15 protein-coding genes are annotated in these 15,817 nt (G+C 40.3%); 6 read left to right on the forward strand and 9 right to left on the reverse strand.

Annotated features, from left to right (window positions below):
* Window positions 1-63: 63 nt before the first annotated feature.
* A complete protein-coding gene (locus I6E78_RS13895) occupies window positions 64-969 on the reverse strand; it encodes a DUF808 domain-containing protein (RefSeq protein ID WP_058374475.1) in 906 nt (301 codons plus the stop codon).
* Between the two features lie 140 nt (window positions 970-1,109).
* Here I6E78_RS13895 and I6E78_RS13900 point away from each other — a divergent pair, with 140 nt between their 5' ends.
* The 4 genes from I6E78_RS13900 (at window position 1,110) to I6E78_RS13915 (ending at window position 4,418) form a co-directional block, all read left to right on the forward strand.
* On the forward strand, window positions 1,110-1,391 hold the full coding sequence (locus tag I6E78_RS13900) for an MliC family protein (protein WP_197182721.1): 282 nt from the start codon (window positions 1,110-1,112) through the stop codon (window positions 1,389-1,391).
* A 160-nt stretch (window positions 1,392-1,551) separates the two neighbouring features.
* Window positions 1,552-3,018 (forward strand): 4-hydroxy-3-polyprenylbenzoate decarboxylase, encoded by a 1,467-nt coding sequence (gene ubiD, locus I6E78_RS13905; protein WP_011326832.1) that lies wholly within the window; start codon window positions 1,552-1,554, stop codon window positions 3,016-3,018.
* 100 nt (window positions 3,019-3,118) lie between these two features.
* Window positions 3,119-3,832 (forward strand): NAD(P)H-flavin reductase, encoded by a 714-nt coding sequence (fre, locus tag I6E78_RS13910; protein WP_058372296.1) that lies wholly within the window; start codon window positions 3,119-3,121, stop codon window positions 3,830-3,832.
* 175 nt (window positions 3,833-4,007) lie between these two features.
* Window positions 4,008-4,418: a CBS domain-containing protein gene (locus I6E78_RS13915; protein ID WP_011326830.1), complete on the forward strand. Its 411-nt coding sequence runs from the start codon at window positions 4,008-4,010 to the stop codon at window positions 4,416-4,418.
* 95 nt (window positions 4,419-4,513) lie between these two features.
* On the opposite strand, the gene add is transcribed toward I6E78_RS13915, so the two are convergent.
* The 8 genes from add to cyaY form a co-directional block, all read right to left on the reverse strand.
* Window positions 4,514-5,515, reverse strand: a complete 1,002-nt coding sequence (gene add, locus I6E78_RS13920) for an adenosine deaminase (RefSeq protein ID WP_058372295.1) — start codon at window positions 5,513-5,515, stop codon at window positions 4,514-4,516.
* A gap of 128 nt (window positions 5,516-5,643) precedes the next feature.
* Window positions 5,644-8,334 (reverse strand): CHASE domain-containing protein, encoded by a 2,691-nt coding sequence (locus I6E78_RS13925; RefSeq protein WP_197182722.1) that lies wholly within the window; start codon window positions 8,332-8,334, stop codon window positions 5,644-5,646.
* A gap of 49 nt (window positions 8,335-8,383) precedes the next feature.
* On the reverse strand, window positions 8,384-9,490 hold the full coding sequence (locus I6E78_RS13930; protein WP_058372293.1) for a heme biosynthesis HemY N-terminal domain-containing protein: 1,107 nt from the start codon (window positions 9,488-9,490) through the stop codon (window positions 8,384-8,386).
* On the reverse strand, window positions 9,487-11,337 hold the full coding sequence (locus tag I6E78_RS13935) for a uroporphyrinogen-III C-methyltransferase (RefSeq protein ID WP_197182723.1): 1,851 nt from the start codon (window positions 11,335-11,337) through the stop codon (window positions 9,487-9,489). Before I6E78_RS13935 ends, I6E78_RS13930 begins: the two co-directional genes overlap by 4 nt.
* Window positions 11,337-12,275 carry a hydroxymethylbilane synthase gene (hemC, locus tag I6E78_RS13940; protein ID WP_197182724.1) on the reverse strand — a complete coding sequence of 313 codons (939 nt, stop codon included), beginning with the start codon at window positions 12,273-12,275 and terminating at the stop codon, window positions 11,337-11,339. The genes I6E78_RS13935 and hemC overlap by 1 nt, the downstream gene beginning before the upstream one ends.
* Before the next feature lie 36 nt (window positions 12,276-12,311).
* Window positions 12,312-13,184: a DUF2914 domain-containing protein gene (locus tag I6E78_RS13945; protein ID WP_197182725.1), complete on the reverse strand. Its 873-nt coding sequence runs from the start codon at window positions 13,182-13,184 to the stop codon at window positions 12,312-12,314.
* A 22-nt stretch (window positions 13,185-13,206) separates the two neighbouring features.
* Window positions 13,207-13,863 carry an alpha/beta hydrolase gene (locus I6E78_RS13950; protein WP_058372289.1) on the reverse strand — a complete coding sequence of 219 codons (657 nt, stop codon included), beginning with the start codon at window positions 13,861-13,863 and terminating at the stop codon, window positions 13,207-13,209.
* Entirely contained in the window at window positions 13,860-14,183 is a 324-nt protein-coding gene (gene cyaY, locus I6E78_RS13955) for an iron donor protein CyaY (protein WP_011326822.1), read from the reverse strand. The genes I6E78_RS13950 and cyaY overlap by 4 nt, the downstream gene beginning before the upstream one ends.
* 147 nt (window positions 14,184-14,330) lie before the next feature.
* On the opposite strand from cyaY, the gene lptM reads away from it, so the two are divergent.
* The gene (gene lptM / locus I6E78_RS13960; protein WP_197182726.1) at window positions 14,331-14,525 is read left to right on the forward strand and encodes an LPS translocon maturation chaperone LptM; all 195 of its coding nucleotides are present in this window, start codon (window positions 14,331-14,333) and stop codon (window positions 14,523-14,525) included.
* A complete protein-coding gene (lysA, locus tag I6E78_RS13965) occupies window positions 14,526-15,779 on the forward strand; it encodes a diaminopimelate decarboxylase (protein ID WP_011326820.1) in 1,254 nt (417 codons plus the stop codon).
* The last annotated feature ends 38 nt before the right edge of the window (window positions 15,780-15,817 follow it).

A 15,817-nucleotide genomic window follows, 5' to 3' on the forward strand; every position in this document is an offset into this window, starting at 1 on the left:
TGTATGGGCTTATTTAACAATACGGTTGTTAAACAGGCAATAATTGTAAGCTGTGAATTAGCGCTATTTTTTGAATATTTTTAAATAAGCTAAATGCCCAAGCACAACAACTAAGCCAGCTATCACACCCAATAAGCCATCAAATATAAGTGGTGCTAGCACTTCACCGGTAGTACCTACAATTGTTTGCCCATAATTGGTTACCGCTATTTGAATATGATGCAAAGCTTTAATGCCATGCACTAAAATGCCGCCGCCAACTAAAAACATTGCAACTGTACCCGCAAATGCCAAAAACTGCATAAGCCGTGGTGCTGCCGCTAACAACCCTTTGCCTAGTATTTCTTTAAATTTATTAGCCGATTGCTTAGATTGATTAAGTAAATATAGCCCTGCATCATCAAGCTTCACAATTCCTGCAACTAAGCCATAAACGCCAATGGTCATAATTATGGCAATAACACACAATACCAATGCCTGATTTATTAATGTTGCAGCTGCAACTGTGCCAAGCGTAATTACTATTATCTCTGCAGAAAGTATAAAGTCGGTTCTAATCGCGCCTTTAACTTTTTGCTTCTCGTATTCTACTAGGTCTAATTTGTCGCCCTCACTTTCGCTTTTATCATCATGAGGCAAAAACTTGGCAAATACTTTTTCTGCGCCTTCAAAACATAAAAATAATCCACCTAGCATTAATAATGGCGTAATTAACCAAGGTAACCACACACTTATTAATAATGCAGTAGGTACTAATATTGCTTTATTTAAAAACGATCCTTTTGCTACCGCCCACACCACAGGTAGCTCGCGCTCTGCAGCTACACCGGTAACTTGTTGAGCATTAAGCGCTAAGTCATCACCTAATACACCCGCTGTTTTTTTCGTAGCAACTTTACTCATAGTTGCAATGTCATCTAGCAGCACAGTAATGTCGTCTAATAAGGTTAAAAGATTAGTACCTGCCATATATATACCTAGCTTAAAAATAATATTATTAACATAACTTAAAGCTACATTTTCACCAACGGTTAATTTTGCTTTGTTATGCTGATTAAAATTAATACGCAAATATCGGTAATTATTTGCTGTTTGCACTGGAGATATAAATGAAAGCGCTGCTGATAATCGCATTAAGTGTATTAGGCTTATCTGCTTGTAATGAGCCCACAATTAATACTCGCTACCTGTGTAATCAAAAAGAAGCCACGCTTAGTGTTATCAATGAGCAAACAGCAGCACTAACACTTAATAGTAATACTTATCAGCTTAGCCGAGAAAAAAGTGCCTCTGGTAATAAATACATAAATAAAAGTGTGTTGTTTTGGAGTAAAGATAGTGAAGCCATGCTTATTATTGAAGGGACAAAATACCACTGCCTACAACAGTAGCTGATACAGTAAAACTAATAAAATTAAACCGTGATAAACCAAGTTTAGCGATACAAAGTAACTGTATTTTTCCAAGTGCTAATGGCTAAGTAACTGAGCATGCAATTTTACGTTACTTGGGTATAATACTTTTAACTTTATTGCTTAATAGCGGCCCACAATGAAATACAAAGATCTTCGTGATTTTATCGATTTACTTGAAAAAAGAGGTGAGCTTAAACGCATCACTCAAGAAATCGACCCGTATCTTGAAATGACCGAAATAGCCGACCGTACATTACGTGCCAAAGGCCCTGCGTTATTATTTGAAAACCCTAAAGGTTACGATATTCCGGTATTGGCTAACTTATTTGGCACACCCAAGCGTGTTGCCATGGGCATGGGCCAAGAAGATGTAAGCGAATTACGTGAAGTTGGCAAGCTCTTGGCTTTTTTAAAAGAACCAGAGCCACCAAAAGGCATTAAAGAAGCGTTAGGGCAAATACCTGTTTATAAACAAGTGCTTAATATGCCAGCTAAAGAAGTCAAAAAAGCCCCCTGCCAAGAAGTTATTTTACAAGGTGATGAGGTCGATTTAACTAAACTGCCTATTCAACATTGCTGGCCAGGCGATGCCGCACCGTTAATTACTTGGGGCCTTACCGTTACTAAAGGGCCTTATAAAAAGCGCCAAAATTTAGGCATATACCGCCAGCAACTGTTAGGCAAAAATAAAATTATTATGCGCTGGTTATCACACCGTGGCGGTGCGCTTGATTTTCAAGAATGGTGTAAAGAAAACCCAGGCCAACCGTACCCGGTATCTGTGGCATTGGGCGCCGATCCGGCAACTATATTAGGTGCAGTAACCCCCGTACCCGACACATTAAGCGAATACGCTTTTGCAGGCTTACTGCGCGGTAGTAAAACTGAAGTAGTTAAATCAATATCAAACGATTTACAAGTACCCGCAAGCGCCGAAATAGTACTTGAAGGCTACATAATGCCAGGTGAAATGGCACCTGAAGGTCCGTATGGCGATCACACCGGATATTATAACGAAGTTGACGACTTTCCGGTGATGACAGTAACCCATATGACCCACCGTAAAAACCCTATTTACCACAGTACCTTTACCGGCCGTCCGCCTGATGAGCCTGCTATTTTAGGGGTGGCATTAAACGAAGTATTTGTACCTATTTTACAAAAACAATTCCCTGAAATTGTTGATTTTTACTTACCGCCAGAAGGCTGCTCGTACCGCATGGCTATTGTTACCATGAAAAAACAATATCCCGGCCATGCAAAACGCGTAATGATGGGAGTGTGGTCTTACTTACGTCAATTTATGTATACCAAGTTTGTTATTGTGTGCGATGACGATATTAACGCCCGAGATTGGGAAGATGTTATTTGGGCAATTACTACGCGTATGGACCCCGCTCGCGATACCACCTTAATAGAAAACACACCAATTGATTATTTAGATTTTGCGTCACCAGTTTCTGGCCTTGGCTCTAAAATGGGTATGGATGCAACGAACAAATGGCCTGGCGAAACAAACCGTGAATGGGGCGAGCCGATTGAGATGGATAAAGCCACCAAAGATCGCGTTGACGACATTTGGCAGAGCCTTAACATTCTCTAATATCCTAGACCAATAGGCTATAAAACAACCCTACAGATATGCTAGAATCAACACATTCTATTGCGTATCTGCTATGAAAAGCGCTGCTAAAAGGTAAAAAATGCAAACATTAAAAGCTGAAGTTGTTGCTATCAGCCCACTTACAGAATTTGTTCATAAAGTAATTTTAAAACCACAACAACCGGTTTCGTTTGAAGCAGGCCAATACATGCACCTTGTATTGAGCGAAAATGACAAGCGTGCATTTTCGATTGCCAGTCGCCCTTCACAATGTGATCAAATAGAGTTACATATTGGCGCTTCGGGAACCGATACGTATGCAATGCAGTCGCTTGAACATTTACGCAATGCACTTAACGAAAAGCAGCTAATAGCAATAGAAGCAGGCTTAGGTATATCGCAACTTCGTTTACAGTGTGAACGCCCAATTATTTTACTTGCTGGCGGTACTGGATTTTCATATGCAAAATCAATGGCTGATCACCTAGCTGAAATTAGCTGCGATCGCCCGGTATTATTATACTGGGGCGTAAAAGAAGAATCGGCACTTTATGCACACCGCGAAATGCAAGTATGGGCCGATAGCCACAAAAACTTTCAATTTATTCCGGTAGTAGAAAACCCATCGGCTGATTGGCAAGGGCATACCGGTTATGTACACAAAGCCGTAATGCAAGATATAGTATCGCTAGCGCCTTACGATATTTACATGGCTGGACGTTTTGACATGATTGGCATAGTTCGTGATGATTTTATTGCTCATGGTGCTATTCGCGAAAACATGTACGCAGATGCGTTTGCATTTATTAAATAATTGCACTTAACGCTCTCAATTCAAATATTAAGGCATCTAAATAGGTGCCTTAATTATTTTTATAACAATAAATAATTAATAGTTAAAATCTATCAACATCATCAACATAAACAATTTCCTAAAAGTCGATCTATAAACCATACTTTGTATAGAACATTCAGCGGGAGAGACCCATATGCTAAATACAAAAGTAAAAGACTTTATGCAACACAAGTTGCCAAACATTACCCCAGATACCGAAATGACCACTGCCATTGCAGAGCTGCAAAAATTTAAATTACTTGGCGCCCCAGTATTCGATAGCAATAAGTTTTTAGTTGGCTTTATCTCTGAGCAAGAGCTGCTTAAACCACTCATGCAAAGCAGTTATTTTTGTGATGGGGTGGTGAAAGTATCGCAACTAATGCAAACAGAAGTAGTGACTGTAAATGGCGACACCAACATTATTGAACTTGCTGAGCAAATGAGACCCGGTAAACCGAAAAATTACCCTGTGGTTGACGGAGAAAAAGTAATAGGAATGATCAGCAGAGCCGATATTCTCAAAGCTCTTTACGATAACTACCTAGCTTGTCAAACACACTAAGCCACTAATTTATAAATACTTAACCTGAACTCTGGTTACTTAGATACAAAAATGCCGCTATTATTAGCGGCATTTTTTATACTAATAGTATTAAATTAGCGCGCACTTGCCATTGTTAGCAGTGCTTTTTTATCGCTGTAACTTAAGTAGGCAATTTCAAGCGCATTAGCTTGCGCTTTTTCTATATCGGCTTGTGATAAACCAGCTTGTGGCGCTGCCACTAAATATTCGTGTTCAATTTCAATACCTTCAACCGCAGGGTCATCGGTATTAATACAGGCCAAAATACCATGATCTAAAAACTGTTTTAGCGGATGCTGAGCTAAATCATTTACGGTACTGGTTTGTATATTACTGGTTAAGCACGACTCAATACCAATACGCTTATCGCGCAGATAGTTCATAAGTTCAATATCTTCAATTGCTTTAACACCATGGCCTATACGGCTCGCACCTAGCTCGTTAATTGCTTGCCAAATGCTTGGCGCACCTAGTGCCTCACCAGCATGAATTGTTGCAGCTAAGTATGCGTCGCGTACTTGCTTAAAGTGTTCTACAAATAACTCACCCGGAAAACCAATTTCATCACCGGCTAAATCGACAGCCACTAAATCATCTTTAAAAGCGAGTAAGGCATCAAGCTCTTGTTGGCAAACTTTTACGCCATAAGTGCGTGATAAAATACCAATTAAATTAGCTTTTACATTAGCACCTTTAGTTGCCGACTTAATGCCATCAATTACCGCTTCAACCACACCTTGAGGGTGTAAGCCTTGACTTTGTGCCATGTAGTAAGGACTAAAGCGCAGCTCAACATAATCGAGCCCTTGGGCTTGTGCATCTTCAATATTTTCAATCGCTATACGTCTACAAGCATCGTAGTCACCTAATACTGTTACACCCCAATCTAATTTTTGTAAAAATGCCATCAGGTTTGGCTCAGGATCAATGACTTGTACATGAGGAATAAGTGCTGCAACGTTATCAGCAGGCAAAGTTATATTAAACTGACGACCAAGTTCTAATATGGTTTGCGCTCGTACATTACCATCTAAATGGCGATGAATATCTAGCAAAGGTAGTTTTCTATTGATCATAGTAGCAACTCAGTTAGGTTAAAATTGCGCGCATAATACGCAGCTATAGTAATAATTCAAGTCTAGTTTATTTAAAATATACTTTTGAGGCCATATGTCTGCTTTTTATGCAAAAAAAGCAGATGATTTTATTTTTCTATCGCCGCTAAATAATGCCAAAGAGCTTTAAACAAAATATTCGCATCTATTGGTTTTGTTATATAGCTATTCATTCCACAGGCAAGCGCTTTTTTAACATCGTCATCATGCGCATTAGCCGATAAACCTATAATAGGTAAATCTAATAAGCCTAGCTCATTACGTATTACCTTGGTTGCTTGTAAGCCGTCCATTTTGGGCATTTGAATGTCCATCAGAACAATGTCATAACTTTTTTCAGTTAACATTTCAATTGCGGCAAAGCCATCATTAGCAATATCAGCAACACACCCTTTGGTTTTTAAAATGGCAGTGGCTACATGTTGGTTTAACGGGTTATCCTCAACCAAAAGTAATGTGAAGTTCGCAAATGATACGTTTTCTATATCCACGTCACTAAAGCTTTGCTCACTTTTCTCTACTTTAGGTAAAGGGGAGTTAAGCGGTAAACTAAAGGTAAATGTTGAACCTTGCCCTGCAGTACTTTTTAAATCTATAGCTCCACCCATAAGCTCAACTAGCTTTTTACAAATACTGAGGCCCAACCCTGTACCGCCATATTGGCGTGACGTAGAGTTATCTGCTTGAGCAAAAGGCCTAAATAATTTCTTTTGTGCCTCTTTACTAATACCAATACCTGTATCGCTTACACTTAAATAGGTCATGGTTTTTGATTGCCAAATTTTCAGTGTAATACTCCCTTGAGCAGTAAATTTAACCGCATTATTGAGTAAATTTAGTAACACCTGCTTTAAACGAATAGCATCGGTGTTAATCACCAAGTCTGTGTTTTTATCGTAATCTAGCTTTATTTCTAACGACTTAACATTTACTTCAAATTGTATTAAGTTAATTATCTCTTCGGCCAAGCGCCCTATATCTACGGGTTCTTGCATTAAATCAAGTTTACCTGCCTCCATTTTAGAAAAATCGAGCAAGTCATTTAATACTCTAAGTAACACCCCTAACGCACCATCAGCTTGCTCTATGTAAGTACGGGCTTGCTGCCAATCATTTTGTTGTAACGCTAAGTAGTGTAAGCCTTTAATACCATTAATTGGCGTGCGCACTTCGTGGCTCATATTCGCTAAAAACTGACTTTTTATTTGGCTCGCTTCATCAGCTTTTTGCTTTTCTTGGCGTAATGTGCGCGTTTGCTTAGCAACTTGCTCGCGTATTTGAATATTTGTGCCTGTAACAGAAATTAAAAATGCTACCAGTAACCACACAAACAGCATCCCCACTATTTGTGCCAACCAATATATTAGCCAGGAGGTTGTAACTAAGGGCTCGTGCAACTCAACCTGCCACATACGTTTACCAATGAGTAGCTGGTAGGACTTTAACAATTCCATTGACTCGTTGTTGGCAATATAAATAGCTCGGGTATTATTGGTATTGTTAATGTCTAAAAAGCTTGCTGTAACTAAGTTTTCATGATCAAAAAGTAACGACTGCGATAGCTTTTTTAAGCTCACTACCGCAACTGCAAAACCTTTAAAGTCATCTTCAGTCTCTATACTTCCAAATACGGGATGTAAAAATAGCACCCCTAACTCAGCCTGATTTTGCACCAACTTAACCGGTTGGCTAATGACCATTTCGTTGAGCACTTTTGACTTATTTAATGCCTCTTGCATAAAGCCGTTTGACGCTAAATCAAAGCCAATAGCATCTTCATTGCCTTTTAATGGGTATGCATACCTAATTGGGTAATATACATCTCGCTCAGCAACGGCTTGCCATTGGTTGGTTGGTGACTTTTCTTTTACAAAAAAATGATCAACATCGGCTAGTTGCGTCATTTGTTGATATTCTAACAGCGCACTTTTAGGAACATACGGTACCCATTCAAACGCCAATATTTCTTCGCTATAGCTCAACTGTTTTGCCGTAAATTGCCGAAACTCTTTAAAGCTCACATCTTCACTGCTCGAAAAAAAAGTAGCCAGTAATGCCAAGTGTGCGGTTATTTCATCTAATTTATGAGCAATTGAATCTTGTACGGCTAATGTTTTTATCTCTTGTTTTTGAATGTTTTTTTCTTTTTTAACACTGGCAGCGCCATAAAAGCTCACACTAATAAGAATGTAAATAAGTAAAGAAGGCAGGATAACTTGTAGCCGGTATCGCATCACTGAGTAATTAAATGCAGCCAGCATCAATGGCGTAAAAATGAGCACCCCAATACTGTCGCCAATCCACCACGCAATAAAACTATCTAGCGCGGCATGTTGTGCAATTATATTATTAAAAACAAGTAAGCTGGTGCCTACACTAGCGCCAATAATACAACATACAGGGCCGGCTATAATTAAGCTTTGTACACTGTGTTTTAGTGACGATAAATCGAGGGGGGCTTTAATAACTTTAATTATTATTTGCGCGCCAAGCCATGCTTGAAAAACAACAGCGATAGCAATTGCAGCGGCTTGGAAAAAAACTTGCCAGTTTAGTATATCAACAACATTATCAAGGTGAATTAAGCTAGTAAGTAATGCACCAACAATAATACCTAAAAAAGATTTGCGGCCCCATAACAAAAAGCTTGCTACAGCTATGCCCGCAGGAGGCCAAGAAGCCACAGCAAAACCATCTATAGCAAGCAATAAATTACTAAAGTAGCCTGTAATAAAGTAAGCGCAAGCTAAGCTAAAAGACAATTTAAACAAACCTTTCATCGCCTTTTGCTCCTTGCAGTATTAAATGATGTTTATTAAATGTAACTCATTACTTATAAAGTACCAATGCTTTATCTAGTTGTGCACTTTTTTCATAACTTAACTTTGCTTGCTGCATATATTGATTTTTATTTTCATTATTAAGTGCTTTATCAAACACCCTAGCCGCCAGGTCGTAATCACCTTGCGCATTAGCAAGACAAGCCAAAGCGAGCAGTAATGAGTTATTTTGCTCATCTTTTTTAAGTCGATCTTGAATACTCGTTTGTAATTTACGGGCATTTGCCGTTGTTGCTTTGCTTAATATGTTAGCTAATTGTGCATGTTGTTCATCATGCTTAACCATTTTTATTAAGTCATTTTCAATTACGCTTAATTGTCCTGCAGCAGCCATTTGCGTTAAATAAGCGCTGTAGGCGTAGCTATGTAGCTTTTTAGGTAGCTGCTTATATTTAACTGTTACTTCATCAACAGGGAATGAGGCAAAATAGGCATTAAAAACGCGATGCCACTGCTCATTTGTTAGTACTTTTTTGCGTAAAAGGCGCGGTAAAAATGCTTCTAAAGCACTAAAATGCTGTTGCTGTACTAGCACTTCGGTGTAAATTTTCAGCTCAAGCGCTGTCGCTTTTTTCGATTCTGCAATAACCCGTAATTGCGACTCTATAGCGCTACTATTACCACTAGCTAGCCATAGTTTAGCGACTTTTAGTTGCTGCTCTGGGTTTATGTCAAATAAGTACTCTAGGGCTTTGTCGGTTTGATTATTAGCTAGTGCCGCCTTAGCAAGCAGTGCTAAACGTATATCTTGATACTGATCAGGCACCTTGCCAGATAGCGCCTGCTCTATTTGTGCATAGTCGTCATTAATTACACTCCACAGCGCCTGCTCAATTGCGGCTTGCTTGCGCCCTTGGCTACGAGCAAAAAAGCCATGCTTGGTATTACGATAAATAGAGAATAAATAACGCACGAGTTTATAGGTTAAATAACTAACGACTAATACTGCAATCGTTAGCACAGCAAACGAAACAATTGTGCCTTCAATTGTGGTGTTGTTAAACGAAATTAGTACATAACCTTTTTCGTCCAATAAAAAAGGGGCTGCCGCTAACACCACAACAAGTGCAATAATTAAAATGATCAACCCTATCATTTTGCCCACTCCTTAACTTGCTGCGTGCTTTGTAAGTTTACTTTAGGGTTAAAGTTTAGCTGCTCTTTTTCTAGATTAGACAGCGACTTTAAAACCATTTTTGTAACATCATCATCTTGTTTAAAGTATTCAGCCACTAAACGTTTTGCTTCGCTTAGTGCTGCAAAGTAAACACTGGCGTGCTTGCTCAATAATGCATCTTGCGCTTGTGTTATATAAAGCTTAACTCTTTGATTTACTAAGTGTCGCTGTTGTTCACTTAATAATGGCTCTATAGCAATACCTTCGCGATGACGAATAGTAATAAACCCATCTAAAAATTGATCCCAACTATTTTTTAAGTTTTGTTGCCAATCGCTAAGATCTTCACTTAATACCTTGTCATCAATTTTTGCCACTTCTTCGGGCAGGTTCACCGCATTAAATACCAATTCATCAATATTTTTCAGCACACTACTAAGCTGTAAATAAATAGCTTCAACGGCAATTGGTTTTATGGCATCTAGAGTTTGGATATCTTGTGTAATGGCTTGGCGCACTGTAATAGTACCGGGGTGGTCACTAAGTAAAGCATCTAAACGTTTTAATACAGCGCTAGTTCCTTGATAGTCGTTTTCGGCCCACAACTTAAACTCAGCCATATGCTGCAAGCTGGTAACTTCTTGTGGATTTAAAGACGAGCCTTGCTGCTGCGCTTGTTGTAAGGCAGCTTTTAATTCTTGCTGATTTTTTGTAGTACTTTCGCGCATTGCGGCTGTTACTTTTTGCTCAGACGTTAATAGCGTCTGTTGCAAGTTAGCTTGAGCTAACTTAAGTGCTTGCAGCTCTTGTTGTAGTAATTTATTTTGCTCATTTAACTGATTAACAGCTAAGCTTTGCGTCTTGCTCGCGTTGAGCTTTTGATAAAACTCAAAGCCAACTCCAGAGGCAACAATTAGCGAAATAATAAGTGCTAAGCTCCCGACTTTACTTACTCGTTGCTTAGTATTGTCAGCCTTATCAGTTGCTTTGTGCGTATCGCTTTTAGCCGTAGCTTTGCCATTGTTGGCTGTTGCATTAGTCGTTTTTTGCGCTGCTTTATCTACCGTTGACGGTACTGACTGTTCGCTCATTTTGCTACCTTGCTGATTAATGCAGGTAAACATAGCGTTATCGCTAGCTCCTGCTGCAATATGTATATTAGCCGAACTTACCTGATGCTGCTGTAAATAAGCGCCTATACGCTCACTAGCTACATAAAATCGGCACTGTTGTAACCATTGTTTTTGAGGTGCAGCAAGGTTTTTAAAAATAGCATCAACCGCCGCATTACTTGTTATGACTATACCCTGTACATTTTGGCTTTGCCAGTGGTCTATCCAGTTGTTAGGCTCAGGGTCTATGGGAGTACGCTGATACACTACGCAGTTATTTAAAAAGGCACCACGCTGCTTTAATGTTTTAGCTATATCAGGACGCCCACCTATTCCTTTAACCAATACAATATTACTGCTATCAACATCGGCAAGCGATTTAAGCGCTAATAACCCCTCTGAGTCGTGCTGTTTAGGAACAGCCGCTCGCACGCCAAACACCTCATAAATAGTGTCGGCTGTTTGTTGGCCAACCCCATAAAATTGCGCTTTTATATTAATATCTGCCTTTAATTCACTCAGCGCTAAAACCGCATCTTGCGACACAAAAATAATTTTATCGGCATTAATTAATGGGCTGAGCTCAATACTGTCGGGGGTTAAATACTCTATTTTTAATACGGGGAATAAAGACGCTTGATAACCCGCTTGCTCAAGTTGTTGTGCAAGGGCTGCGCCTTTTCCTTGGGGACGAGTTATCAAGATATTTAACATTACGCGTCTCTATATACTTCAGCTAATATTCTGTCTGCACCTTGAGCCAATAGCATTTTAGCCAGCTCAACCCCTAGTTTTTCTGCGTCATCAACGTGGCCGCTAACTTCATCACGTAAAATTTCGCTACCATCTATTGCGCCTACTAAACCACGTAAGTGTACTTGATCGCCGCTAACTAGCGCATAAGCACCAATTGGCACCTGACAACCACCTTCTAAATGGCGGTTCATTGCGCGCTCGGCATTTACCCGAATACGTGTTTCGCTGTGCTCCAGTGGAGCAAGTAATGCTTTTATTGCTTCGTCATCAGTACGACACTCAATACCTACAGCACCTTGTCCATTGGCAGGCAATGACACTTCTGGCTCAATATAAGCACGAATGCGCTCTTTCATTTCTAAACGGATCAAGCCTGCTGCCGCTAAAATAATTGCGTCGTATTGGCCTGAATCTAGTTTGGCTAAGCGTGTATTTACGTTACCGCGAAGGTCATGAATTTTTAGATCTGGACGTGATGCGCGTATTTGACACTGACGACGTAAGCTTGAAGTACCCACAATTGCACCTTGTGGTAGCTCGTCAATATTGGCAAAGTTATTTGATACAAAAGCGTCACGTGGATCTTCGCGCTCACAAATAGTGTGTAGTGTTAACCCTTCTGGAAACTCTACAGGCATATCTTTCATCGAGTGCACGGCCATATCAGCCAGCCCTTCTAGCATGGCTTGTTCAAGCTCTTTAACAAATAAACCTTTACCACCAATTTTAGCTAAAGGGGTATCTAAAATAATATCGCCTTGGGTCGACATAGGCACTAATTCTACTAAAATACCTGGGTGATAATGCTCTAGTTGCGCCTTTACAAATTCAGCTTGCCAAAGTGCCAATGCACTTTTACGAGTAGCAATACGCACTATATTTGTTGTTTGGGTCATAAAAAATACTCACTTAATAATTGCAATTTAGCTGGCTCAATCAGCTAATATTCTAAATTCTTTTTGAGCAATTAATTGGCCTTGCTCATCAATTACATCAACCCGCCATTGGCCTATTTGCGAGTCCATTATATTCTTAGTCGAATATGTACGATAACGAGAGGATGTTATATCTAACTCAATTTCAGCCACAATATCATCCTCAAAAAACCATACATGCTTTACCTGTTGGCCTTGTAAGTTTTTTAGTTCACTAAAAAACGATAACGTATCGTCAAATTGACTTAAACGAATATCTGCAGCAAATACATTTACCGGCTCTCGCTTGCTTACTTTACGTGTAAGCACGGCTCGGCTTATTTTATCAGTATCTATTTGCGCGCCAAGTGCCACACTCGCTAGCTGCGCCAAAGGGGCAAAGCCCTGCGTGCTAGAAGGTGCTGTATCACTAATAGCGGCAAGATCTGTATCAACTAATAAATCGGGAGTGGGTACTTGCTCAATATTAACCGGCTCTGGTGAGTTGTTTTTAATCTCAGCTTGCGAGGCTACGGGTAACTCTGCCGCTACTACTTTATCAGGCTCTGCTACTTTTTGCTCTGCAACTAAATTAATAGGCGCAACTGCTGCAGGACTATTTAGCCCTGCTTGCGTTGTTTGTAATGCAGTAACAGCACGCTGGTTTGTATCGTTACTTTGCGCCAACACCCTATCTTCTGGCTCATTTGGGTGATCGTCCTGCTCGGCACTAACGGCGCTGGTTAAGCCATATATAACGGCAGCAGAGGTCATGAGTAGCAGCATAGAAATACTCACAATACGACGCCAATTCCACTCGTAGGTTAGTGTAGCTACACTTTCTTGTGGTTCGCGTTTAACATTTGCTTTAATAACTATTTTTTGACTCATTTTAACCTCAGCGGCTCCATTATTAGCTTAAGCGAGCAATTAACCAATGGCGAATAGCTTGCAGTTCTTCTGCGCAAACCTGGTGAGCCATAGGATACTCTTGCCAGCTTACATCCATGCTAAGTGCTGTTAATACTTCGAACGCACTTTTACCGGCACTAGGCGGCACTACGTTATCTTGACTGCCATGCGCCATAAAAACATTTAAATCTGTGTGTAGCGCTTCATCTGCTAGTTTTTCTGGTACACACATATAGGTTGAAAGCGCCATTACACCCGCCAGTTTTTGCTCAAAACGTGGGGCTAAATGCAAAGCTACAACGCCACCTTGGGAAAAACCCGCTAAAATAATTTTATCAGCAGCAATACCATTGGCTATTTCTTGGTTAATAAGTTGCTCTACTTTAGCGGCAGAATCTCTTACACCTTGCTCATCGGCACGTTTATCTAATTCTATTGATTTAATATCATACCAAGAACGCATTTCCATGCCACCATTTATGGTGACCGGTTGCACAGGCGCGTGCGGGAAAATAAATCGCAGCCCTAGTTCACTTGGTAATTGTAACTGTGGTGCTACGGGTGCAAAACCTTCCCCCGAATCACCTAAGCCGTGCAACCAAATAACGGTTGCTTTATGCTCACCTTGAGCCGGATATTCTACAAACTCTAAACTCATAACGATGATTGCCATTTAACGTCTTGGCCAGCTTGGCGAGTTGATGCCTCGTTAATAAACTGCCAAAACTCTGCGCCAGAGCGATTATCTATCCACTTATCACCACGTAATTCAAAGTGATGTCCGTTAAATTTAGTCGCAACCCATACTTGGTGTAAAGGTGCTTGCTTGTTAATCACAATTTTACTGTTGTCAGGAAAAATTAGTTCTAAAATACCTTGTGCCGACTCATAATCTAAATCTGCTTCACAATCATCAACTTGTTCTTCAATTGTGAACATAAGTGCTTCGGCTAATTGGTGATATTCATGATCAGTCATGGTTAATTTCCTTTGCAGGCGAGCCGCCTAATAGTGGGTGCGTTTTTGTACAGCTAGTGTAACAGGAATAAAATCATCCGCGAATAGCTGCATTTTTTAGATATTCTGTTACTCTGCGATTATAAAGCCAGCAACACTATTAATCTAATGAAAGCGATACATACTTCACAATTTAAGCAACTATTAATAAGCACTGTACTGCTAAGCGCATTAGCTGGCTGTGGTCAAAGCGGTCCGCTCTATTTGCCAGAGCAAAAAGTAGAACAAAATAAACCTCAAGACGTAGCTAATCCAGCAACTCAAACTGAGCAAACCAATACACCTAAAAAGCAGGAGCAATAAATGGATTTTTTTAATTATAAAAACAATCAATTATTTGCTGAAGACGTAAGCATTGCAAGTATTGCTCAGCAATATGGTACGCCATGCTACGTTTATTCGCGAGCCACCTTTGAGCGCCATTATTTAGCTTTTGCTAACGCCACCAAAAATCATAAAAGCCTGGTGTGCTACGCCGTAAAAGCAAACTCTAATATTGCGGTACTCAATATATTAGCGCGTTTAGGGTCGGGCTTCGACATTGTATCTAAGGGCGAACTGGCGCGAGTAATTAAAGCCGGGGGCGATGCCTCTAAAGTAGTGTTTTCGGGTGTTGCTAAAACAGCAGACGAAATAGCCTATGCATTAAAGCTCGGCATTAAATGCTTTAATGTTGAGTCGGTCTCGGAGCTAGAACGTATTTCTGAAGTGGCCTGTGAGCTAAATTTAGCAGCGCCTATTTCTATTCGTGTTAACCCCGATATAGATGCAAAAACGCATCCGTATATTTCTACCGGCTTAAAAGAAAACAAGTTTGGTATAGATATTCAAACAGCTGTGAGCGTGTATCAACATGCCGCTTCGCTGCCTGGGTTAAACATTATTGGCGTTGATTGCCACATTGGCTCGCAACTCACCGAAACCAGACCCTTCCTCGAAGCACTTGATAAGTTACTCACGCTAATAGATGAATTAAAAGCGTGTAACATCGAGCTTACCCATTTAGATATTGGTGGCGGTTTAGGGGTAACTTATAATGACGAGCAACCTCCGCACCCTAGCGAATATGCCGCGCAAGTTACTGAGCGTTTGGTTAATTATCGCCACCTTGAGCTTATATTTGAACCCGGCCGTGCCATTGCTGCTAACGCTGGAGTTTTAGTTACTCAAGTGGAATTTATTAAACAAAACCAAGATAAGTACTTTGCTATTGTTGATGCTGGCATGAACGACATGCTGCGCCCAGCGCTTTATCAGGCATGGCAAAAAATTATTCCGGTATCGGTACGCGACGACGAAACCCCTACTCATAACTTTGATATTGTTGGCCCTGTTTGCGAAACCGGTGACTTTTTAGGTAAAGACCGCGAGTTAGCACTTAAACAAGGCGACTTACTGGTACAAAGAAGTGCCGGTGCTTATGGCTTTACTATGAGTTCAAATTATAACTCTCGTCCGCGCGTTGCAGAAATAATGGTAGATGGCAGTCAACACCATCTTATTCGCGAACGCGAAACCATAGAGAGCCTGTATCAAGGTGAGAAAATTTTACCTTAAACGTTTTTGTAAGTCCCTGCTCTGTGGCATGATTAGCG

This window comes from Pseudoalteromonas sp. NZS127, assembly GCF_015864805.1.
GTDB lineage: Bacteria > Pseudomonadota > Gammaproteobacteria > Enterobacterales > Alteromonadaceae > Pseudoalteromonas > Pseudoalteromonas nigrifaciens.